Genomic DNA, 21,489 nt, shown 5'->3' on the forward strand with positions numbered 1-21,489 from the left:
CCGCGTTCATGCCTTATTTCTGATCGGCCGGAATCGCGTCGTCGCTCTTGATCCAGCCTTCGATGCGGCCCGCGCGCGGGTTGTGGAAGCGAACCTGCAACCACGCCACGTCGGCGCTGGCGCCGATCAGGTCGAGCGTGTCGTCCTGCACCACGTAGCGGCGCGTCGGGCCATCGTGCGGGCTGTCGTGCAGCGGCAGCTTCGGCACGGCCACCTTGATGCCCACTTCGCCGCCGCCATACGCCTGGGGCTGGCTGCCGACCACCTTGCCGTGCTCGTCGTAGGTCAGGCGTACCGACGCGGGGCCGCCGTCCGCCGCCGCGCCCTCCACGATCGACGTCTGCAGGCCGATCGGCAAATCCTGGCTGCTCTGATAGAGGTACAGCGTGCCGTCGGCGCGATAGCGATAGGCATCGCTGTACCACACCGGGCCGCTGCGGCAGGAGCTGTAGAGCGTGCGCTCGGCCGGCTTCGCCTCGAGATTCGTCAGGTCGCCGCAACTGCCTTGCCGTGCATTGCCCGATGGCGCGTGCAACGGCGTGAAGCGGTGGGCGGCCGGATCGTACAGATAGACCTGATACGCCTCGTTCACCATGCCTTGCATGACGGTGACGGCCACATCGCGATGGCCGTCGAAGTTGTAATCGCCGAGCGCGTAGTCGAATGTCCCGTCGCCGTCGCCCAGATCGCCATCGAGCGCAAGAGTTTGCGAGACGTTGCCGGGCGAGAGCCGCACGCGTACATGGGTGCTGTCGATGCGCGTGAGCGTGGCCGTGGTGTTGGCGTCCACGCGGTAGCTCATGACGGGGGGCGCGGCCTGCGCCGCCGTGGCGGCGAGGCTGCCGGCCAGCAATACAGCCAGCGCGGCCAGCGCGGCCGGGCGCGATTCGAATCGGCTCATGGGTGTGATCCCCGGAATGATCGGTGTGGTGTGGGCGGCGTGATCGCGGCGGCCAGCATGGCACGGCGCGCGCCTCGCCGCAACGCCGCCGCCTTCGGCAATCCTTTGCATTTCGATGCATCATGTCGGGCCGCGCCGGCGAGCGCCACCCTGGATGGAGCCTTTCGACATGCCTGCCCCCCGCACTGGCCAGACCGACCTGCAACAACTGCTGACCGGCATCGATCCGGCGCTCGACGAGGACATCTACACGTTCTGCACGGTGGCGCGCGACGCGCGTGGTGGGCACGACACGCCGGCCGATTGCATCTGCACGTTCGACGAGCGCGAAGGGCGCACGCTGATCCTGCCGCTCGACAGCGCGCGCCGCGATGGGCTCGTCCACCTCGGCGAATGGGCGAAGATCACGCTGCAGATTCATTCGTCGCTCGAAGCGGTCGGTTTCATCGCGACCATCGCCACCGCGCTCGCGCACGACGGCATCAGCGCCAACGTGATGTCGGGCTATTACCACGACCACGTGTTCGTGCGTTGGGCCCGGCGTCACGATGCGATCGACGCGATCCGCCGCGTGGCGCTCGAAGCCGGCGCGGCATGACCCCCTGCCAGGAGAAAACCAGATGCTGAAGATCATGACCGATGCCACCTCGCCGTTCGGCCGCAAGGTGGTGGTGGCCGCCTGCGAGCGCCATCTCGCGGTGCGCGAGGTGTTCGTCGACATGAAGTCGCCCGAGGTGCTCGCGCCGTTTAATCCGCTCTGGCAGATTCCGGCGCTGGTGCTGTCGGAAACCGCCGGGCTGTACGACAGCATGGCGATCCTGATCCACCTCGATTCGTTGCATGCGCAAGCACCGCTGGTGCGGACCGGCGATGCGGCCGCGCTGTCGATGCTGGGCCTGGCCGACGGCCTCATGGAAGCGGTGCTTGCGCGCCGCGTGGAATCGGTACGCGACCTGCCGCGCCAGGAGCCGGCCTACCTCGCCAGGCTCGAAGCGCGAATCGAGCGCGCGCTCGACGTGCTGGCGGCGCGGCTCGGCGAACTGACGCCCGACCCGGGCGGCATTCCTTCCGGCACGCAGATCGCCGTGGCGGTGGCGCTCGATTACGTGGATTTCCGCTATGGCCGCCAATGGCGCGACACGCGCGCCGCGCTCGGCGCATGGCTCGAACCGTGGGCGGCGCGCCCTGCGATGGCGGCCACGGCGCCCGGTGCGCGCGAGCCGTTCGTCAGCGCCTGACATGCCGCCGCGCGCAAGGTCCTGACGCGATTCGTTCATGCGTCGGGATCGCGCGCGCGCCGCGCGATCAACCGACACATCCGCTTCACCGCCACGTCATTTCGGATAGCTAACTTGGTGGGGCTTCGTCACACGGCGAAGCGTCGTATCCATCCACTCATGAGCACCGAAATGACAAAGATCAGATTGCATCATGCGGCGGCGCTGGCGTTGTTTGCCGCGTCGCAGTTCGCCCATGCCGGCACGCCGAGCGTCGGCAGCCGCGAATACAAGGTCCTGCTGAACCCGGTTGCGTTCCAAAGCGCGCCGGCCGACGCGGCGAACCGCTTCCTTACCGACCTCGAGGCCTCGCTGGCCGCCAACGGCTTCGACAGCACCGTGAAGAAGTCGTTTGCCGCGGACCACAACCGCACCGTGCAGTATTTCGACACGGCGAACAGTTGCGCCGTGCGCACGGCCGGCTACTCGATGCGCGAGCGCAACGAAAGCGGCAGCCTCGATATCGAGCTGAAGTTCGGCTCGGCCAATCAGAGCACCTCGGCCAACACCGACGTGACCGGCAGCTCGTCGAAGGCCAGCTCGAAGCTCGAGGACGACATCACGCCGCCCGCGAAGGAAACCTTCTCGCACTCGACCAGCGAGCCGCTGTCCAGCTCGAAGAACATCAACAAGGTCAGCGACATCAAGGATCTGTTCCCCACCACCAAGACCTTCGACAGCATCGCCAGCACGGCGCTGGTGCCGGTCGGCGGCCTGTCGATCCACGAGCTGACGTTCGACGGCCCGACCAGCGATCTCGGCCAGGAAGACGCCGATTTCACGATGACGGTGTGGTATGCGAACGGTTCGAGCACGCCGGCATTGGCCGAGATTTCGTTCGAGGTCGACGTCAACGACAACGGCGTGTTCACCGACAAGGTCACGTCGCGCTCGCAACTGATCTTCAACACGATCCAGGGCATGACGAACTGGGTGCAGTCGCCCAGCTCGACCAAGACCACCTGGGTGTATCAATACCAGCCGTCGTTCTGTAGCGGCCAATAAGGCGTAGCCGAAGCAAGACTCCGACTTCCGCGCCTGGCGTGTTGCAGATGCAGCATGCCAGGCGCGGTTTTTTTACGTCAGTGCAGCGTATCGAGCTTCCTGGTCCAGCGCGAAGCGAGCCCGAGCAGCACGCCGCTGATCGCGAGCATCAAGGTGCCCATCGCCATGCCGTCGCCGATCGAGCCTTGCTCGAACTGCTGCCAGATGAACACCGAGGCGGTTTGCACGCCGCTCGGCGCGAGCAGCAGCGAGGTCACCAACTCGCGCGAGGCCACCGCGAACACGATCATCATCGAGGCGGCCAGCGGCGGCGCGACCAGCGGCAGCACGATGCGCAACAGCACGCGCCCCTGCGACGCGCCATGCACGCGCGCGGCCGCCTCCAGGCTGCCGCCGATCTGCCGCAACGCCGCGCTCGCGTAGCGCACCGGGTAGGGCAACAGCAGGCACGCATACGAGAGCAGCAGGATCACCCAGGTGTTGTACGGGGTGACCGGCCAGAACGGCAGGTTCCAGGCGAGGATCAGGCCCACGCCGATCACGATGCCGGGCATCGCGTGCGGCAGCAGCGTCAAGCCGTCGAGCGCCGCGCGGCCCGGCGTGCGGGTCTTGACCACCACCCACGCCGCGAGGAAGCCGAGCACGCCGGTGACGAGCGCGGTGCCGGCCGCCAGCGCGAGGCTGGTGCCCAGCGCGCTCGCGCCGTCGCCGCCCGAGGCGAGCGCGCCGAAGTGCGCGAGCGTCAGGTTGGCGACGCTGAGGCCGCCCGACAGCGTGCGCAGGAACGCTGTGGCGATGATGGTGGCGATCGGCGCGACCGTGGTGCCGAGTGCCACGAGCGCGAACAGCAGCACGATCGGCGCGCGCCAGCGGCCCGCCTCGGCCGGCTCGACGGCAACCGGCTTGCCGGTTTGCGTGTCGAAATCGCGGCCCGCGAGCAGGCGACGCTGCGCGACGAACGCCGCCATCGCCGTGACCGCCAGCAGCGCCGACAGCACGGCCGCGCCGGGCAGGTCGATCGGCCAGTCGGAGAAGCGCGCCTCGATCGACGTGACCAGCAGGCTGAAGTTCGCACGCGCGCCGAGCGCCGACGGAATGCCGAATTCCTCGATCGCCATCGTGAACGCCAGCAGCGCGCTCGCGGCGATGGCGGGTGCGGCCAGCGGCAGCGTCACGCGCACGAACGCGCGCCACGGGCTCGCGCCGCACACGCGCGCCACCTGCGCGAGCCGGCCGCCGGTCTGCATCATCGCGCGCGACACCGAGAAATAGACCACCGGGAACACGCTCAGCGTCATCGCCGTGACGATGCCGGGAAACGAGAACAGGAAGCCGCCGAGATCGAAGCCGGCCAACTGTTGAAGATAGCCGTGCGGTTGCAGCAGCAGCATCCAGCCGAGCGCGCCGAGATACGGCGGAATCAGGAACGGCGCGAGGAACAGCAGATCCCACAGCTTCGCGCCCGGCACGCGCACCAGGCCGCGCAGCGCACCGAGCGGCACGCCGAGCGCGAGCGCACCGCCCGCCACCGCCAGGCCGAAGCGCAGCGTGTTGCCGAGCAGCGGCCAGGTGTTCGATTCGTCGAGCGTGGCGTAGACGGCCGAGAACGGATGCGCGAACGAGCCCTGGCCGAGCGCGGGAAAGATCGCCTGCAGGCCGACGAACGCGACCGGCAGGCCCACCAGCAACAGCAGCGCCCCGAGCAGGGCGCCGAAGCCGGTCACGCGGCCGGCCCGGCCGGACAGCCGTGCGCGCCGCGTGGAGGAACGCCGCGCGAGCACGGTCGCCATCAGTGTTCGCCGAACAGGCTGTTGAAGCGCTTGAGCACCTCGGCGCGCGAGGTCTTGTTGCTGCCGTCGTCGATCGGCAGCAGCTTGAGGTCTTTCAGGCCGGGGCGGGTGGATTTGACGTCGTCGCGCGCCGGGATCAGGTACGCGGCGGCGACGATCTGCTGGCCTTCGTCGGACAGCACGTAATCGACGAACGCGCGCGCATCGGCCTGCGCCTTCGAGGTCTTGAAGATCATCATCGGGCGCGGCGCGATCACGGTGCCGCTGCTCGGGAAGATCACCTTGACCGATTCGCCGGTGGCGGCCGAGCCGTAGGCCACGTAATCCACCGCGCCGAACACGGCCGATTTCGCGCCTTGCAGCACCGGGTTGATCGCCTGCGCGTTCGGGCCGAGCACCACCATGCCGTTCTTGTGCAGGCTGTCGAACAGCGTCCAGGCGGCTTCGCCGAGACGGTCCTGCAGGCCCAGCAGCAGGTCGAGCGAGGCGCCCGACAGTGCCGGGTTCGGCGTGCTCACCTGGTCGCGGTAGGCCGGCGCGGCCAGATCCTTCCAGTCGTGCGGTTCGGGCTTGCCGGTCTTGGTGTTCCAGACGATGCCGAGCGCCGAGATGCCCTGCGCGACATAGTTCGGGGTCTTGAACATCGGCGAGACGTGCGCCGCGTTCGGACTGGTGTAGGGCAGCAGCCAGCCGCGGCGGTCGAGATCCTGCGCGGTATCCCACGAGGCGGAGATCAGCACGTCGGCATGCGGGTTGCCAGCTTCGGCTTCGACGCGGGCCATCAGCTTGCCGGTGGTGGCCTGGAACAGATCGACCTTGACGCCGGTCTTGTGTTCGAAGCCCTGCGCGAGTTTCTTGGCGAGGTTGCCGGGGCCGGCGGTATATACGGTGAGAGCGTGCACGGATTGAGTCAGCCCGAAGGCCAGCGATAAGGTAAGAACGGTCTTGGAAAGCGTGGTGAGCATACTACCGGCTCCTTGAATTTTGGGCGATCTGCGCAACCCGGCCGTGCGCCAGCGTGACGATCGTGTGCGCCAGCGCTTCGGCTTCGGCGCGATCGTGCGTGACGTAGACAGCGGTGGTGCCGAGTTGCGCGAGCAGGTCGCGGATCTCGCCGCACAGCGAGGCGCGCAGTTGCGGATCGAGGTTGGAAAGCGGCTCGTCGAACAGCAGCACGCGCGGGCGCGCCACGATCGCGCGCGCGAGCGCGACGCGCTGCTGCTGGCCGCCGGACAGCGCCGACGGGCGGCGTGCGCCGAACGCGCCGAGGCCGACGCGTTCGAGCGCCAGCGCCACGCGCTCGCTGCGCTCGGCGCGCGGCACGCCGCGCATTTCGAGCGGGAACGCCACGTTGCCGGCCACCGTCAGGTGCGGCCACAGCGCGTAATCCTGGAACACCATGCCGAGGTCGCGCGCCTCGGGCGGCGCGCAAGTGGCGGGGTCGGCGACGGTCTCGCCGCCGAACATCACGCGGCCCTCGTCCGGCCGCAGCAGCCCGGCCAGCAGCTTCAGCAAGGTGCTCTTGCCGCAGCCCGACGGGCCGAGCAGCGCCAGCGTGGTGCCCGCCGGCACGTCCAGATCGATGCCGTCCAGAACGGTGTGCCCGCCGAAGCGCTGCCGCAATCCGCGCAGGTGGATCGAGATGCTCGTGCCGGGGTTCATGCGCACTCCTTCAGAACTTGTGGCGGATGCCGGCCATCAGGCCGAACTGGTTCTTGCCCGCCACCACGTCGGTGCCGAAGCCGTTCAGGCCGAGGTTCGAGCCGTTGCGGTTCAGCACGTAGCCGAGGTTCAGGTACAGGTCGGTGCGCTTCGAAAGGAAGTAGTCCGCATCGATCTGGAACGACCACGGGTCGCGCGAATTGCCGTAGAAGTTCTGATACATCGCGGTGCCCGAGAACGCCAGGTTCGGCCGCGCGTACCAGGTCGAGCCGAACCAGTAGAGGCTGCTGGCCTCCACCGGCGAGGTCGACAGCGTGCTCAGGTGCACGGCGTGCGAATCCAGGTAGCGGTAGCCGACGTAGGTGGTCACGGTGGCGATCTTGTAGCTCGCGCCCACGCCGATGCGGCGGTCGATGTCGCCTTCGTTGCCGCCCACCTTGGCGGTGTGCGCGGCCGTCGGGCTGGTGCTGCCGCCGTTCTTCTGGTCGTACACCAGCGTGGCGCTGAACGGGCCGTGCTTGTAGCGCAGGCCGGCCTCGATCACGCGCGCGTAGCGGTTGTCGCCGGCCGGTTGCGAGCCGAAGTTGACGTTGTCGTAGCCGAAGCTGTACTGGGCGATCGCCGAGAGGCCGCCGAAGTGCTTCTCGTAGCGCAGCGTGTTGTCGAGCCGGTCGGAGAACGCCGGGTCCTGCATCTTGATCGCGTACACCGCGTTCTTGAGCGGGTTGTATTCGCTGACCCAGTCGAGGAACAGGCCGCCCTGGCGGCCCAGCGCGACGGTGCCATAGGTGTCGTTGGCGATGCCCACGTAGGCGAGCCGGCCGAATTCGCGGCCGCCTTGCAGCGACGTGCCGGTGCCCACGTTGATGCCGCTTTCGAGCAGGAAGAAGGCGCGCGAGCCGCCGCCCAGATCCTCGCGGCCGGTGATGCCCCAGCGCGAGCCCGACATGTTGCCGGACGTCATGCGCGTGACGCTGTTGGTCTGACCTTTGTTGGTGGTGGAAGCGGCGGCCTGGTTCAGGTACTCGATACCGGTATCGAGAATGCCGTAGAGCGTCACCGAGGAGCCGGCGGCGGTGGGTGTTTCGTCTGCGTAGGCGTAGGCGGGCAGGCCGGTACAGGCGGCCAGGCACGCGCCTACCGCCGCGATGCGATAGGAGTGGTTCACGAGTTATGTCCTCTTTGGGATTCAATCGAGCCGCCACTCTAAGTGGCACGCAAGTCAGGTTCGTGACAGGCGCGAGCGTGTTGTTTCGCCCGTGGCGGGCGGCTCGGCGCGACGCGCGTGAAAACGTGAGGGGTGCGAACGGTTTGGAACCGGCGTTCAAGCGCCGTCATCTGCGCGCTTGTCGCCGTTAAAAAAACGGCGATGCGGCAAGCGCCGCGGCGCCGAACACGCTGGAAGGCGTTGGCGAATCGTCAGGATTCGCCGCGGGGCCGATGGCCCGGAATCAGAAAATCGAGCGTTCGGTGTAGGTCGTCAGCCATTCGAGCGCGAGCACGCCGGCCAGCGAATTGCCGTTCGGATCGAGCCCCGGCGACCACACGCACACCGCCATCTCGCCCGGCAGCACCGCGACGATGCCGCCGCCCACGCCGCTCTTGGCCGGCAGCCCCACGCGATAGACGAAATCGCCGGCCGCGTCGTAGGTGCCGCAGGTCAGCATCAGCGCGGAGAGCCGCTTGGCCGAGCTGGCGTCGACGATGCGCTCGCCGGTAGCCGGCGCGACGCCGCCGTTGGCCAGGAACAGCGCGGCCTGCGCCAGCTCCACGCAGCTCATCGAGATCGCGCATTGGCGGCAATAGGCGTCCACCACGGTTTCGGGCGGCATCCACATGTTGCCGAAGCTCGCCATGAAATAGGCCATCGCGCGATTGCGCTCGGCGTGCTGCCATTCCGATTGCGCGACGCGCGAATCGTAGTCGATCTCGGTCGAGCCGATCAGGCGGCGGATGAATTCCACCAGCGCGGTTTCGGCGCGCACGAAGCGGCGGCTCAATACGTCGGTCACCACCAGCGCGCCTGCATTGATGAACGGGTTGCGCGGCTTGCCGCGTTCGCTTTCGAGCTGCACCAGCGAGTTGAACGCGTTGCCCGACGGCTCGCGGCCCACGCGTTGCCAGAGTTCGTCGCCGAGCATCTGGAACGCCAGCGTGCAGGCGAACAGCTTCGAGATGCTCTGGATCGAGAAGCGCTCGTTGGCGTCGCCCACCGTGTAGGTGCGCCCGTCGAGCGTGACGATCGCGATGCCGAAGCGCTCGGCCGGCACCTTGGCCAGCTCGGGGATGTAGTCGGCCACGCGTCCCGCGCCGATCCACGGTGCGATTTCGGAATGGATGCGGTCGAGTATCGGTTGGTAATCCATGACGGCGTTTGGCGGCGCTCGCGCGCGAAATTCAGCGAGCCCGTATGGAAGCGCTTGCGCGGCGATTCGTCAAGCACCAATGCGGTGCGCTGGCCGTGCAGGCGAAGCGGCCGCCGACGATGCGAGGCGGGATGTGAAGCGGGATGTGAAGCGGGCCATAACGCGACATGATGTGCCGCTCGCGAACCTGCGTCGTCCTTCGCGCGGTGGTGCGCCTGTTAAGCGTTTGCTGACCATCAGCCGCGAGAATCGGCGTGAAGATTGACGTGAAACCGACGGTTTTGCGACGCCGTCGGCGCACGTGCCGAGATTTTCCGTACAAATGCGTGGCAACATGCATCAGCGGTCACGGAGGGCAGTATCATGCGAAATATTTCATGAAATTACCGGTACTTACCGGAACCTTGCAAAACGAACCGGCACGCCGGTTTGCCAGCAGCCTCGATCGAGCCGATTCTCCATGCCCCACCGCATTCTTCTGGTCGAAGACGACCCTCGCCTGTCCACCCTGATCGGCGGCTATCTGAGCAAGCACGACTACGAGGTCGAGACCGTGCTCGACGGCCAGGTGGCCGTGTCCGCGATCCTCTCGAAGCGGCCGGACCTGGTGATCCTCGACGTCAATCTGCCCGGCAAGGACGGCTTCGAGATCTGCCGCGAGGCACGCAAGCAGTTCGACGGCGTGATCGTGATGGTCACGGCGCGCGACGAGCCCTACGACGAGCTGCTCGGCCTCGAATTCGGCGCCGACGATTACGTGCGCAAGCCGGTCGAGCCGCGCATCCTGCTCGCGCGGATCAAGGCGCAACTGCGCCGCTCGCCGCAGCGCCCGGCCGAGGCCGCCCACGGTTCGGACCGCTTCGCGTTCGGCGGCTTCTCGATCGATCGCGGCAACCGCTCGGTGCGCCTGCCGGACGGCTCGTCGCCGGACCTGACCTCGGCCGAATTCGATCTGCTGTGGGTGCTGGCCAGCCGCGCGGGCGAGGTGGTGAGCCGCGACGACCTGATGCGCGAATTGCGCGGCATGGAATTCGACGGCCTCGACCGTACCATCGACGGCCGCATCTCCAAGCTGCGCCGCAAGCTGCAGGACGATGCGAGCCACCCGCGCCGGATCAAGACGATCCGCAGCAAGGGTTATCAGTTCAGCACGCATGCCTGGGAATAATCCCGACGACGCGCCCGCGCCGAGCGCCACCTGCCAGCCGCGGCTGCCCGCGCTGCGCTACCTGCGCTGGCGCTGGCTGCGGTTTCGCCGCACCTGGACCGACACGCGCGCCGACCGCATGCCGAGCTGGTCGCGGCTCTATCTGCGCGCCTACCTGCATCTGATGAGCCTGGTGCTGCTGATGGTGGGCGTGCCGTTGCTGGCGCTGGCGTGCACGCTGACGCCGGCGCGCGTGCTGGCCGGCTTCGACGCGCTGCCGGGCGGCTGCTTCGGGGTGGCGCTGTTCGTGATCGTGGTGCCCGCGCTGGCCGCGTGGCGCTGGGCGCGGCCCACCTGGGTCGATCTCGTGATGGTGCGCGAGCGCGCCATCGATTTCAGCGGCGGGCGCTTCCACACGCGCGCCCGCGAATCGCACAGCGTGCTGCTCGGGCCGCTCGCGCGCATGCTGAACTCGCTGGCGATGCGCATGGAGCGGCTGATCGCGGCGCAGCGCGACCTGACCAACGGCATCTCCCACGAATTGCGCACGCCGCTCGCACGCGTGCGGTTCGCGCTCGAGATCCTGCGCGATCCGGGCAGCGAGGCCGAGCGCCAGGATGCGCTCGACGGCATCGCCCAGGATGTCACCGAGCTCGACGAACTGATCGACATGAGCCTGACCTACGCGCGGCTCGAATACAGTTCGCTGCAATCGATCCCCGAGCCGACGCTGCTCGCGAGCTGGCTCGAAACCGAGGTGCACGATCTCGCCCAGCTCGACCCCGACAAGACGATCGAGATGCGCATCGGCGTGCCGCGCGAGCTGCGCGTGAACATGGATACGCGGCTGATGTCGTACGCGATCCGCAACCTGCTGCGCAATGCCGGCAAGTACGCGCAGTCGTGCATCCTGATCGGCGTGAAGCTCGGCGCCGGCCCGGGCGAGATCGTGATCTACGTGGAGGACGACGGCCACGGCGTGCCGGACAGCGAGCGCGCGCGGATCTTCGACGCGTTCGTGCGGCTCGACCGCCACACGGCCGGCTACGGCCTCGGCCTGGCCATCACGCGCCTGGTGCTGGAGGCGCATCGCGGCCGCATCGTGGTGGCCGACGCGCGCGTGCTGGGCGGCGCGCGCTTCGAGATCCGCTGGCCGGGCTGAGTTCGCCCGGCGTGCCGCCTCAGTAGGTGCGGCCGAGCTGGAAATACAGGTTGCGCAGCCCGCCCGGCGCCAGCGCGATACCCACGTAGATCGGCCCGAACGAGGTCACGAAGCTGCCGAACAGCGAATAGCTCTGCTTCATCGACCCGCTGCGGCCGCCGTCCTCGTTGGCCCACACGTTGCCGATTTCCGCGCTCGCGCCCACGTAGAACGCCTTGATCGGCGACGCGTTGAACGTCATCAGGCGGTTCATGTAGGTCACCTGACCATAGGCCAGCGCGTTGCCGCTCAATTGATCGACGGCGTAGGCCGACAGATGCTGGAAGCCGCCGAGCGTGAACGCCAGCAGGTTCACCGGGCTTGGGGTGCCGAAGTTGTTGCCGCCCTCGACGCTGGCGCTGAAGCTATGGCGTCCGAACTGTTGCGCGATCATCGCCTTGCCGAAGATTTCCGTATAGCGCGCCTGATCGCTCGCGACCAGCGCGTGGTCGGCGCGCAGCTCGACGTAGTAACCCTTGCGCGGCAGCATCGGGTCGTCGAGCTGGTCGATCAGCAGGCGTGCGCGCGCCGTCAGTTCGTGGCCGTTTTGGGACGGGAAGGTTTGGCCCGTCAGTCGGCCGGCGTCGTCGACGTCGTCCGGCAGGTTGTAGGTGGCCGACGCATTGCCGTGCGCATAGGCCAGGCCGATCCGGAAATCGCCGAGCCGGCCGATCGGCACGCCGAAATCCATGCCGAGCCGCTCGGTCTGCAGCCGATATTGCGTGATCTTGTAGTTGTCGAGATACAGGTTCGCGAAACGGCGCTCGAACTCCACGTAGGGCGCCAGGTAGAAGCCGTACCGGCTCGACAGCGGCTGGCGCAGCTCGGTATGCACCGATTGCAGATCGCTGCCGAGCGTGGAATCGACACGGAATTCCAGCCCCGAATCGGTCAGCCAGGGGCGGCGGTAGCCCACGTGGAAGCGGAAGCCGCCCTCGTCGCTCGAACTGCTCGACATGCCCAGCCCGAACAGCAGGAAGTTCGGGCCCCAATCCTTGCCGCGCGCGTCGACCACGAGCGTGTTGACGTCGCCGTCGCTGACCACCTGCTGGGTGGCCGTGTCGAAATTGCCGCCGGTGGTCAGCGCCAGCAGGTCGCGGCTCACCGCCTGCGGATCGTAGAAATCGCCCGGTTTGACGTGCAGCGCATCGGCCACCACGCGCTTGGGCACCGGCCCGTTGGTGCGGATTTCGATCTTCGTGATGCGCAGCGCCTGCTCGGGCGGCGCGCGATGTTGCGCGAGATAGGCCGCATAGGCCTGCGGCGACAGCGCGTACGGTTCGAGCCTCGGCAGCGCGGCCTCGGCGGCCGCCTCGCCGGCCGCGATCGCCTGTTTGACGTTCTGGAAATCGGTGAAGCTCATCGCGCCGAGCGAGGGCTCCAGCAGCACGTCGCGCGGCCCGAGTTCGCCGCGTTGCTGCGAGACGTTCTGGCGGATCAGGATGCCGAGCATCTGCTGGAACACGTCGGCTGGCGAGGCCAGCGCGTCGAGCGGTCGCAATTGCGAGCCGATGTCGATCGCGATCACCACGTCGGCGCCCATCCGGCGCACCGTGCTGACCGGCAGGTTGCTGACCAGGCCGCCGTCCACCAGCGTCTGGCCGTCGATCTCGGTGGGCGAGAACAGGCCCGGCATCGCCATGCTGGCGCGAATCGCGAGCGGCAGCGAGCCGCGGTCGAGCACCACCATCTGGCCGGTGCGCAGGTTGGTGGCCACGGCGCGGAACGGGATCGGCAGCCGGTCGAACGGCTGGTTGGTCGGCACGGACGACGTCCAGTCGGCCAGCAGCGCCTGCAGCCGGTTGCCCTGCACCAGCCCGGCCGGGGCCTTGAAGCCCTTCGGCCCGAAGCCGAGCGTCAGGCCGCCGATATAGCGCTCCTCGTCCTCGCGGCGTTTTTGCGGCAGTTCGGCGCGCTCGGTCACGTCGAACGCGATGTCGGCCAGGTTGACGTCGGCGAGCCGGCGCGACATCTCATCCGCGCTCATCCCGCTCGCATACAGCCCGCCGACCACCGCGCCCATGCTGGTGGCGGCGATGCAGTCGACTGGAATGCGATGTGCCGCCAGCACCTTCAGCACGCCGAGGTGTGCGTAGCCGCGCGCGCCGCCGCCCGACAGCACCAGGCCGATCGCGGGCCGGCCGGCCGCGCCGCCGGTGGCGACGCAGGTGTGGGAAACGGGCGCTTCGGCCGGCGCCGGGGCGCCGGCCGGCTCGACGGCCAAGGCGGGCCGGGCCGCCAGCAGGGCGAGGGCGGCGAGCAGCGCCAGTACGGTCGAACCGAATGCAAGGCGCGAACCGAGTGTGGTCGGCCAAACTTGAGCGGCGGATTGACGCGCCGGCGCAACGGCGCGAATCGGCATGGCGGCGGTGACGGCCCCGTGGAACGGGAATCGGGCGACGTGTTTCATCGTGGTTCGAATAGCGGATTGGCCAGGCCCGGCGCGGCGTGACGCGCAATGGCGAGACGAGAGGGTACAGGCATTGCGGTGTGCGTCAATCGGCAATCGATTCCGAAATAGGACGGACTCCCAAGCGATGCGTCAGATTGATAATTGCATTATCGGAATATTCTCCATTGACCGCGAATTGCCTACAGTAGAAACTGCCTCTCGCTGACGCATCGCCATTCGATGCGCGCAGGCTGCCATCGGAGCAGCACCGGCGCGGGGAAATGCCGGGTATGGCCGCGATTCACGAGCTTCGGCACGTCTGCAAGTAAAGGCTCATCCATGTCGACACCCATTCTGGGCAGGCTTTTCTCTAATAACGTCGCGGTCGATCCAGGCACCGCGAGCACGCTGATTTACACGCAGGAACGCGGCATCGTGCTGAATCAGCCGTCGGTCGTGTGTTTCCGTAAATCGGATACTCATCTCGATAAAGCACGCGTCGAAGCCGTGGGCGATCTCGCCAAGGCGCTGATCGGCCGCGTGCCCGAGCATCTGCATGCGGTGCGGCCGTTGCGGCATGGCGTGATCGCCCACTATCCGGCCGCCGAGCAGATGATCCGCCAGTTCGTCGGCATGTCGCATGCGCGCTCGCTGTTCGGGCGTCGCGTGGAATTCACCGTCTGCGTGCCGTACAACGCCACCGCCGTGGAGCGCCGCGCCCTGCGCGAGGCGGCCGGCGCGGCCGGCGCGTCGCGCGTGAACCTGATCGACAAGTCGCTCGCGGCCGCGCTCGGCGCGGGCCTGCCCGTGACCGAGGCGGTCGGCTCGATGGTGGTCGACATCGGCGGCGGCACCACCGAAGTCGGCGTGGTGTCGCTGGGCGGCACCGTGTATCAGCACTCGATTCGCGTCGGCGGCGATCAATTCGACGACGACATCATCAATCACGTGCGCGGCATCTACAACGTCATGCTCGGCGAGCAGACGGCCGAGCACGTCAAGAAGCACATCGGTTCGGCAAGCGGCTCGGTGCCGCGCGAATCGATGCGCGCGGTCGGGCGCGGCGTGGAAGACGGCCTGCCGCGCACCATCGAGCTGTCCAATCACGACGTGGCCGAGGCGCTCGCCGTGTCGCTCAACCAGGTTGTCAGCGCCGTGAAGGACGTGCTCGAAAATGCCCCGCCCGAGTTGGTCACCGACGTCGCGCATCGCGGCATCGTGCTGACCGGGGGCGGCGCGCTGCTTGCTCACCTCGATCGCCGTTTGTCCGAGGAAACCGGCCTGGCCGTGCGGGTGGCCGACCAGCCGCTCAGTTGCGCGGTGCGCGGCGCGGGCCTGGCGATGGGCCGCCTCGTGATGGATCTCGATCACTGATCCGGCACGCGTTTCGCGCCGCCTGACCGGGTTGGCGCGAAACTGCGAACCGGGGCCGTTCTGGCCTATGCTGTGGCGAATCGGGGTGCGAGCAGTCGCCAGCACCCGTTTCCCCGTGGACCGCAGCAGCCAGGAGTCGCAATGCCCGGAACGCAAGCTCATCCCGCTTCCCCGTCGGCCGACGAGGCCGTCGTCGCAACATCCTCCGTTTCCTCCGCCCTACAAGGCGCGTCGCCCGCCGATCCGGCCGGCGTGCCGCCGTTCATCACGCCCGAACCCGTCTCGCAGAAGCCCGTGCGCGGCAGCCAGCATGTGCTGAAATCCGGCGATGCGTTCGTCGTCAGCGACGCGCTCGGCGATATTTCCGGCTTCGACGACGGCCTGTTCGTCGACGACATGCGCGTGCTGTCGGGTTGGCGCCTGACCTTCGGCGGCCGCGCGCCGTCGCTGCTGTCGGGCGCGACCAGCGCCGACAACGCCTCGTTTACCGCCCACCTGACCAACCGGCCGCTGCCGCCGCTGGGCGGCCACGAAACGCCCGAGGGCGTGATCCACATCGAACGCACGCGGGTGCTGGCCGACGACGTGCTTTACGAAGCGCTGACCTTGACCAACTACGGCACGACCGACGCCGAAGTGCCGCTGTCGATCTCGTTCGCGTCCGATTTCCTCGACATGTTCGAGGTGCGCGGCACGCCGCGCGAGCAGCGCGGCACGGTGTCCGAACCGGCGGTGGACGCGGGCCAGGTCAAGCTGCGCTACCACGGCCTCGACGACGTGACGCGCTCGGTGCGGATCGGCTTCTCGCCGGCCCCGGTGCGACTGATGCCCGACCGCGCCGATTACACGCTGACGATCGCTGCGCAGGCCTGCGTGTCGATCTACCTGACCGTCGAGGCGCGCATCGAGCGCGATGGCGCGCCGGCCGAGCCGCAGCAGCCGCCGGCCAAGGCCGGCCGGCCCGGCCTGCGCCGCGCGCTGGTGGGCGTGCACCGCAAGATGCGCGAGCGCCGCCGCACCATCGCGCGGGTGCGCACCGGCAATCCGCTGTTCAACGCCTGGCTGGACCGTTCGCAGGCCGATCTCGGCCTGCTGACCACCCAGCTCGACACCGGCCCCTATCCGTATGCCGGCATCCCGTGGTTTTCCACGCCGTTCGGCCGCGACGCGGTGATCACCTCGTTGCAGATGCTGTGGCTGCAGCCGTCGCTGGCGCGCGGCGTGCTGCGTTTTCTCGCCAAGCACCAGGCGCTGGAGACGTCGGCGTTTCGCGACGCCGAGCCGGGCAAGATCATGCACGAGTTCCGCCGCAGCGAAATGGCGGCCACCGGCGAGGTGCCGTTCGCGCTGTATTACGGCGGGGTGGACACCACGCCGCTGTTCGTCGTGCTGGCCGGCGCCTATCTCGAACAGACCGGCGACACTGCGCTGATCGACGAACTCTGGCCCGCGCTCGAACGCGCGGCGGGCTGGGTGGCGCGCGCCTGCGACCGCAACCGGCTCGGCCTGCTCGACTACCAGAAGACGTCCGAGCGCGGCCTGGCCAACCAGGGCTGGAAGGACAGCCACGATTCGGTGTTCCACGCCGACGGCCGCTTCCCCGAAGGCCCGATCGCGCTGGTCGAAGTGCAGGCCTATGCGTGCGCGGCGTTCGACGCGATGTCGACGTTCTCGACGCATCGCGGCGAGGCCGAGCGCGCGGCCGAATACGCGACACGCGCCCGCAAGCTGCGCGAGGCGGTCGAGACGCATTACTGGATGCCGGAAGCCGGCTTCTACGGGATCGCGCTAGACGGGCACGGCGAGCTGTGCCGCGTGCTGGCGTCGAACGCCGGCCACCTGCTCGCATTCGGCCTGCCCGAGGCGAGCCGCGGCGAATCGGTGGCGCGCACGCTCGATTCCTCGCTGTTCCGCACCGGCTGGGGCGTGCGCACGCTCGCGGCCGGCCAGCCGCGCTTCAATCCGATGGCCTATCACAACGGTTCGGTCTGGCCGCACGACAACGCGCTGGCCGCGCGCGGCTTCGCGCGCTACGGCAACAAGACGGCGGCCACCGAGCTGCTGCGCGCGCTGTTCGAGGCGGCGGTCAGCTTCGACATGCGGCTGCCCGAGCTGTTCTGCGGCTTCCCGCGCCGGCGCGGTGAATCGCCGACCGCCTACCCGGTCGCCTGCCTGCCGCAGGCCTGGGCGGCCGGCTCGCCGTTCATGATGTTGCAGGCCTGCCTCGGCGTGAGCATCGATGCGGCGCGCGGCGAGGTGCGGATCGAGCAACCCACGCTGCCCGACGGCATCGACTGGCTCGAACTCGACAACCTGAGGGTGGGTACGGAAACGGTGTCGCTGACGTTCCGCCGCGTCAACGGGCAGGTGATCGCGTCGGCGCAGGGCGGCAACGGTCGCGTGAAGGTCGTGGCCGCGCTGTAGGCGCTCGCGGCGGGTGCCTGCGCGGGATCAACGCGCCCGCGCCCGCTGCGGGATGCACCGATGGCGCGAAGGCATTTCGTAAGGCACGATAGGTCCGTCGCGCGCCGCGGTTCGTGGCGCGCCAGATCACAACGAGGAGGTGGCAATCATGACCCAGGAATCCCAGCCCGGCGACACGCGCGAGGCGCAACTGGAACAGATGGAAGCGGCCGTTGATCATCTGCATGCCTCGGTCGAATCGCAGTCGATCGCGGCCGGCGCGGCGAGGGGGCTGGCGTTCAGCCTGGTCGAGACGCTCGGCACGTTGATCGGCGATCCCGATCTGCCCGAGCATGCGCGCGCCGGCTACGAAGCGCTGCGCGACAAGGCCACCGAGCTGATGGGCGGGCTTGAACGGCCTTGAGCGGATAACGCCGCGCCGGATGTGGCCCGAATTCGGGGCGCATCCGCGCGTGTCGAACCCGATCTGTCGACAAGCCCCGGCTGCCGGGGCTTTTCTACTGTGGCGGCGGTTTCCCCGCTTGGCGATCGGAGAGGGGTGGGGTCCGATCCCGCGTATGTGCGGTGTGACGCATTGGTGAGCGCGCCGAGAGGCCCGAAAAAATTCTTTTTTCGATCAATATCTTGGCGGGAGCAGGGAATGGATATCCACAGAGTTGCCAACAAAAACTGTGGATAACTTTGGGTGGTGCGATGGCTATCCACTGGCGGGCCTCCACGATAGCGGAAAATTCTTTCACGGCGATGTCGATTCCGGCCGCCGTCGCGCGTCGTGGAGGCATGAGCGCGAGTTCGCGCCTTCCGCCGCGCCGCCGGCCGCCGGCCGCAGTCCTTTCCACCCAAGGAGCCGCATCATGTCCGCCCAAGCCCAGTCCGCCGTCAAGCCGATCCCCGAAGGCATGCACACGCTCACGCCGCACCTGATCTGCCGGGGCGCGGCCGATGCGATCGCGTTCTACCAGGCCGCGTTCGGCGCGCTCGAAATCAGCCGGCTGCCCGGCCCGGACGGCAAGCTGATGCACGCCTCGCTGCGGATTGGCGATTCGGCGCTGATGCTGACCGACGAAATGGAAGGCTGCGGCGCGCTCGGCCCGCAGCGGCTGAACGGCACGCCGGTCACGCTGCATTTGTACGTGGAGGACGTCGATGCGGTGGTGGCGCGTGCCGTCGCGGCCGGCGGTACGCTCACGATGCCCGTCACCAATATGTTCTGGGGCGACCGCTACGGCCAGTTGACGGACCCGTTCGGTCATCGCTGGTCGGTGGCCACGCATCAGCGCGATCTGACGCCCGAGCAGATCCGCGAGGGGATGGCGCAGTGCATGCCGCCGCAATCGGCCTGACGCCCTGAGCGAGGCACCGGGCGAGGCACATCGTGGCCGCGGTGCGTGGCCGCCGCCCGTTACACCTCGCCCAATTCGCGCTTCAGCACTGCCAGCAGCGCCTTGACCACCACCGGCAAACGCCGTTCGCGCATCGTCGTGACTTCGAGCATGCGCTGGTTCAGCAGCGGCTCGTCGATCGGCCGCGCGATCAGCGCCTTGCCGCCGCCCCGCCCCTTGAGCGACACCTCGCTGCCCAGCGTGATCGCGCCGGTCAGCGCCGCGAACGCGTGGAGTGCCGCCGAATTGTTGCTCGACAGCAGCGGCTCGATCCGCACGCCGCGCGCCGAGCAGCACAGGTCGAACAACTGGCGCACCGTGGTGCTGCGCTCCAGCAGCGCGATCGGGTAGGCCTGCAGATCCGCGAGCGTGAGGCTGTCGTGCGAGGCGAGCGGGTGCGACGGCCCGAGCAGCGCGCGCACCGGCATGTTGACCGCGTACTCGACATGCGACGGCGAAGCGCTGCCGCTGGAGAACGCGATGCCGATGTCCACCTCGCCGGTCGCCACCCAGTGCTCGACCTGCGCCGGCGTGCCCGCGCGCAGCACGTAGCGCGCGTTCGGTGCGCCCACATGGTGGCGCGCGAGCACGCCGGGCAGGAACGAGCGCGTGAAGCCCTCGGTGCACGCGATGCGTACCAGGCCGCTGCCTTTTGTCGCGCCGGCCGAGATTTCACCCATCACGGCGTCGGCTTCGAGCAGCACCCGTCGCGCGTGGTCGGCGAGCAATTCGCCGGAGCGGGTGAGCACCATGCCACGCGGCATCCGCTCGAACAGCGACACGCCCAAATCCTGCTCCAACTTGCTGATCTGGCGGCTGATCGCCGATACCGCCACATGCAGCGTTTCCGATGCCGCGGCCAGCGAACCGGTGCGCGCGACCTCGACGAAATACTTCAGCGCGATCCCGTGCAGCATCGTTGCCCTCCTTGCGTTGCCATTTCGGCAAGTCTAAGCGCATTTTTTGAAATTGTTGAGAATTAATGGCGTTTCTAGACTGGCCGAACTTCCTCTCAAGTCAGGATTACAAGGAGACCCCATGACAGCCGGCCAGATCCCCTCCAGCCCCCGCCAGCAAGCGATCGAGCGCGCACTCGAACATTACGATTCGGGCCGTCTGCTCACCGACCTGACGCGTCGCGTCGCATTTCGCACCGAAAGCCAGAACGCCGCGCAGGCCGATGCGCTGCAGGCCTACCTGAGCGACGAAATCGCGCCCGCGCTGGCCGCACTCGGCTTCACGTCGCGGCTGGCGGCCAACCCGGCCACGGCGCGCGCGCCGTTCCTGATCGCCGAGCGCATCGAGGATGCCGCGCTGCCGACCGTGCTGACCTACGGCCACGGCGATGTCGTGCGCGGCCACGACGACCAGTGGCGCGCGGGCCTCGCGCCGTGGACGGTCACGGTCGACGGCGATCGCTGGTACGGCCGGGGCACGGCCGACAACAAGGGCCAGCACTCGATCAATTTCGCCGCGCTCGCGGCCGTGCTCGACGCGCGCGGCGGCAAGCTCGGCTTCAACGTGAAGGTGATCTTCGAGACCGGCGAGGAAATCAGCTCGCCGGGGCTGGACGCAGTGTGCGCGGCCGAACGCGGCGCGCTCGCGGCCGACCTGTTCATCGCCTCCGACGGCCCGCGCGTGTCGGCCGAGCGACCGACGCTGTTCCTCGGCTCGCGCGGCGGCGTGACGATCGAGCTGACGGTGGCGCTGCGCGACGGCGGCCATCACTCGGGCAATTGGGGCGGCGTGCTGCGCAACCCCGGCACGGTGCTCGCGCACGCCATCGCCAGCATGATCGACCGGCGTGGCGCGATCGCAGTCGAGGGGCTGCGCCCGCCGCCCGTCTCCGACGCGGTGCGCCGCGCGCTGGCCGATATCGAACTCGGCGGCGACGACAACGCGCCGGCCATCGACCCCGACTGGGGCGAGCCGGGCCTGACGCCGACCGAGCGCGTGATCGCCTGGAACACGCTCGAAGTGCTCGCGTTCCGCACCGGCAACCCCGACGCGCCGGTCAACGCGATCCCGGCCATGGCGAAGGCCACCTGCCAGTTGCGCTACGTGGTCGGCACCGACGCCGAACACGCCGCCGCGCACCTCGACGCACATTTCGCGAAGCACGGTTTCGACGACGTGCAGGTGCGCGTCACGCAGAGCGCCACCGCTACCCGGCTCGATCCCGAAGATCCCTGGGTGGACTGGGCGCTGGCCTCGCTGCGCGCTTCCACCGGCAAGCGGCCCGCGCTGTTGCCGAACCTCGGCGGCACCGTGCCGAACGACGTGTTCGCCGACACGCTCGGCCTGCCCACCTTGTGGGTGCCGCATTCGTATCCGGCCTGCGCGCAGCACGCGCCGAACGAGCATCTGCTCGGCTCGGTCGCGCGCGAAGCGCTCGGCGTGATGGCGGGCCTCTGGTGGGACCTCGGCGACGACGCGCCGCGCATCGTCGCCGCGCGCCGGGCTGCCGCTGCCGACGGGCTTGCCGCGTCATCCGCCAGCGTGCCGCTCGCGTGATGCGCGCCGCGCCACGTCACGCGGCGCCCACCGCCGCGGCCTCCGTTCCCGTCA

Annotated in this window: 18 protein-coding genes; 10 read left to right on the forward strand and 8 right to left on the reverse strand. The window is 68.5% G+C overall.

Annotated elements, in window-relative coordinates:
- Positions 1–13 precede the first annotated feature (13 nt).
- Positions 14–901, reverse strand: coding sequence for an FG-GAP repeat protein (locus tag AB4851_RS07810; protein WP_414446698.1), 888 nt, complete (start codon positions 899–901; stop codon positions 14–16).
- Between the two features lie 169 nt (positions 902–1,070).
- Here AB4851_RS07810 and AB4851_RS07815 point away from each other — a divergent pair, with 169 nt between their 5' ends.
- The 3 genes from AB4851_RS07815 (at position 1,071) to AB4851_RS07825 (ending at position 3,183) form a co-directional block, all read left to right on the forward strand.
- A complete protein-coding gene (locus AB4851_RS07815; RefSeq protein WP_414446699.1) occupies positions 1,071–1,499 on the forward strand; it encodes an ACT domain-containing protein in 429 nt (142 codons plus the stop codon).
- 22 nt (positions 1,500–1,521) lie between these two features.
- Positions 1,522–2,139, forward strand: a complete 618-nt coding sequence (locus tag AB4851_RS07820; RefSeq protein WP_414440060.1) for a glutathione S-transferase family protein — start codon at positions 1,522–1,524, stop codon at positions 2,137–2,139.
- A 171-nt stretch (positions 2,140–2,310) separates the two neighbouring features.
- On the forward strand, positions 2,311–3,183 hold the full coding sequence (locus tag AB4851_RS07825) for a hypothetical protein (RefSeq protein ID WP_414446700.1): 873 nt from the start codon (positions 2,311–2,313) through the stop codon (positions 3,181–3,183).
- Positions 3,184–3,260: 77 nt separating this feature from the next.
- Here AB4851_RS07825 and AB4851_RS07830 read toward each other — a convergent pair whose 3' ends face one another.
- From AB4851_RS07830 to AB4851_RS07850, 5 genes are all read right to left on the reverse strand, one after another.
- Complete coding sequence (locus AB4851_RS07830; protein ID WP_414446701.1) at positions 3,261–4,973, reverse strand: ABC transporter permease; 1,713 nt, start codon at positions 4,971–4,973, stop codon at positions 3,261–3,263.
- Positions 4,973–5,875: an ABC transporter substrate-binding protein gene (locus AB4851_RS07835; RefSeq protein ID WP_414440057.1), complete on the reverse strand. Its 903-nt coding sequence runs from the start codon at positions 5,873–5,875 to the stop codon at positions 4,973–4,975. The genes AB4851_RS07830 and AB4851_RS07835 overlap by 1 nt, the downstream gene beginning before the upstream one ends.
- Positions 5,876–5,939: 64 nt before the next feature.
- On the reverse strand, positions 5,940–6,635 hold the full coding sequence (locus AB4851_RS07840) for an ABC transporter ATP-binding protein (RefSeq protein WP_414446702.1): 696 nt from the start codon (positions 6,633–6,635) through the stop codon (positions 5,940–5,942).
- 10 nt (positions 6,636–6,645) lie between these two features.
- Positions 6,646–7,803, reverse strand: coding sequence for a porin (locus AB4851_RS07845; protein WP_414446703.1), 1,158 nt, complete (start codon positions 7,801–7,803; stop codon positions 6,646–6,648).
- Between the two features lie 283 nt (positions 7,804–8,086).
- Entirely contained in the window at positions 8,087–9,001 is a 915-nt protein-coding gene (locus AB4851_RS07850) for a glutaminase (RefSeq protein ID WP_414446704.1), read from the reverse strand.
- A 460-nt stretch (positions 9,002–9,461) separates the two neighbouring features.
- On the opposite strand from AB4851_RS07850, the gene AB4851_RS07855 reads away from it, so the two are divergent.
- Both AB4851_RS07855 and AB4851_RS07860 read left to right on the forward strand, forming a co-directional pair.
- Positions 9,462–10,169 (forward strand): winged helix-turn-helix domain-containing protein, encoded by a 708-nt coding sequence (locus AB4851_RS07855; RefSeq protein WP_414446705.1) that lies wholly within the window; start codon positions 9,462–9,464, stop codon positions 10,167–10,169.
- Complete coding sequence (locus AB4851_RS07860) at positions 10,156–11,310, forward strand: ATP-binding protein (protein ID WP_414446706.1); 1,155 nt, start codon at positions 10,156–10,158, stop codon at positions 11,308–11,310. Before AB4851_RS07855 ends, AB4851_RS07860 begins: the two co-directional genes overlap by 14 nt.
- Before the next feature lie 19 nt (positions 11,311–11,329).
- Here AB4851_RS07860 and AB4851_RS07865 read toward each other — a convergent pair whose 3' ends face one another.
- Complete coding sequence (locus tag AB4851_RS07865) at positions 11,330–13,759, reverse strand: patatin-like phospholipase family protein (RefSeq protein ID WP_414446707.1); 2,430 nt, start codon at positions 13,757–13,759, stop codon at positions 11,330–11,332.
- 321 nt (positions 13,760–14,080) lie between these two features.
- Here AB4851_RS07865 and AB4851_RS07870 point away from each other — a divergent pair, with 321 nt between their 5' ends.
- The 4 genes from AB4851_RS07870 to AB4851_RS07885 all read left to right on the forward strand — a co-directional run bounded on the left by AB4851_RS07870 (position 14,081) and on the right by AB4851_RS07885 (position 18,882).
- Entirely contained in the window at positions 14,081–15,115 is a 1,035-nt protein-coding gene (locus AB4851_RS07870) for a rod shape-determining protein (protein WP_414446708.1), read from the forward strand.
- A gap of 141 nt (positions 15,116–15,256) precedes the next feature.
- Positions 15,257–17,539 carry a glycogen debranching N-terminal domain-containing protein gene (locus AB4851_RS07875; protein ID WP_414446709.1) on the forward strand — a complete coding sequence of 761 codons (2,283 nt, stop codon included), beginning with the start codon at positions 15,257–15,259 and terminating at the stop codon, positions 17,537–17,539.
- Between the two features lie 148 nt (positions 17,540–17,687).
- Entirely contained in the window at positions 17,688–17,942 is a 255-nt protein-coding gene (locus AB4851_RS07880) for a hypothetical protein (protein WP_414446710.1), read from the forward strand.
- Positions 17,943–18,393: 451 nt separating this feature from the next.
- Positions 18,394–18,882, forward strand: coding sequence for a VOC family protein (locus tag AB4851_RS07885; RefSeq protein WP_414446711.1), 489 nt, complete (start codon positions 18,394–18,396; stop codon positions 18,880–18,882).
- A 59-nt stretch (positions 18,883–18,941) separates the two neighbouring features.
- On the opposite strand, the gene AB4851_RS07890 is transcribed toward AB4851_RS07885, so the two are convergent.
- Positions 18,942–19,838, reverse strand: a complete 897-nt coding sequence (locus tag AB4851_RS07890) for a LysR family transcriptional regulator (RefSeq protein WP_414440046.1) — start codon at positions 19,836–19,838, stop codon at positions 18,942–18,944.
- A 121-nt stretch (positions 19,839–19,959) separates the two neighbouring features.
- On the opposite strand from AB4851_RS07890, the gene AB4851_RS07895 reads away from it, so the two are divergent.
- Positions 19,960–21,435 (forward strand): M20 family metallopeptidase, encoded by a 1,476-nt coding sequence (locus AB4851_RS07895; RefSeq protein ID WP_414446712.1) that lies wholly within the window; start codon positions 19,960–19,962, stop codon positions 21,433–21,435.
- Positions 21,436–21,489: the final 54 nt, after the last annotated feature.

This window comes from Burkholderia sp. 22PA0099 (genome assembly GCF_047497165.1).
Classification (GTDB): Bacteria; Pseudomonadota; Gammaproteobacteria; order Burkholderiales; family Burkholderiaceae; genus Burkholderia.

What these genes read in the sequence shown, in the direction of transcription:
- AB4851_RS07870 (WP_414446708.1), top strand. Translation starts at nt 14,081, where the DNA reads ATGTCGACACCCATTCTGGGCAGGCTTTTCTCTAATAACGTCGCGGTC.
- AB4851_RS07865 (WP_414446707.1), bottom strand. Translation starts at nt 13,759, where the DNA reads ATGAAACACGTCGCCCGATTCCCGTTCCACGGGGCCGTCACCGCCGCC.
- AB4851_RS07820 (WP_414440060.1), top strand. Translation starts at nt 1,522, where the DNA reads ATGCTGAAGATCATGACCGATGCCACCTCGCCGTTCGGCCGCAAGGTG.
- AB4851_RS07840 (WP_414446702.1), bottom strand. Translation starts at nt 6,635, where the DNA reads ATGAACCCCGGCACGAGCATCTCGATCCACCTGCGCGGATTGCGGCAG.
- AB4851_RS07825 (WP_414446700.1), top strand. Translation starts at nt 2,311, where the DNA reads ATGACAAAGATCAGATTGCATCATGCGGCGGCGCTGGCGTTGTTTGCC.
- AB4851_RS07830 (WP_414446701.1), bottom strand. Translation starts at nt 4,973, where the DNA reads ATGGCGACCGTGCTCGCGCGGCGTTCCTCCACGCGGCGCGCACGGCTG.
- AB4851_RS07895 (WP_414446712.1), top strand. Translation starts at nt 19,960, where the DNA reads ATGACAGCCGGCCAGATCCCCTCCAGCCCCCGCCAGCAAGCGATCGAG.
- AB4851_RS07875 (WP_414446709.1), top strand. Translation starts at nt 15,257, where the DNA reads ATGCCCGGAACGCAAGCTCATCCCGCTTCCCCGTCGGCCGACGAGGCC.
- AB4851_RS07810 (WP_414446698.1), bottom strand. Translation starts at nt 901, where the DNA reads ATGAGCCGATTCGAATCGCGCCCGGCCGCGCTGGCCGCGCTGGCTGTA.
- AB4851_RS07890 (WP_414440046.1), bottom strand. Translation starts at nt 19,838, where the DNA reads ATGCTGCACGGGATCGCGCTGAAGTATTTCGTCGAGGTCGCGCGCACC.
- AB4851_RS07860 (WP_414446706.1), top strand. Translation starts at nt 10,156, where the DNA reads ATGCCTGGGAATAATCCCGACGACGCGCCCGCGCCGAGCGCCACCTGC.
- AB4851_RS07885 (WP_414446711.1), top strand. Translation starts at nt 18,394, where the DNA reads ATGTCCGCCCAAGCCCAGTCCGCCGTCAAGCCGATCCCCGAAGGCATG.
- AB4851_RS07855 (WP_414446705.1), top strand. Translation starts at nt 9,462, where the DNA reads ATGCCCCACCGCATTCTTCTGGTCGAAGACGACCCTCGCCTGTCCACC.
- AB4851_RS07850 (WP_414446704.1), bottom strand. Translation starts at nt 9,001, where the DNA reads ATGGATTACCAACCGATACTCGACCGCATCCATTCCGAAATCGCACCG.
- AB4851_RS07880 (WP_414446710.1), top strand. Translation starts at nt 17,688, where the DNA reads ATGACCCAGGAATCCCAGCCCGGCGACACGCGCGAGGCGCAACTGGAA.
- AB4851_RS07815 (WP_414446699.1), top strand. Translation starts at nt 1,071, where the DNA reads ATGCCTGCCCCCCGCACTGGCCAGACCGACCTGCAACAACTGCTGACC.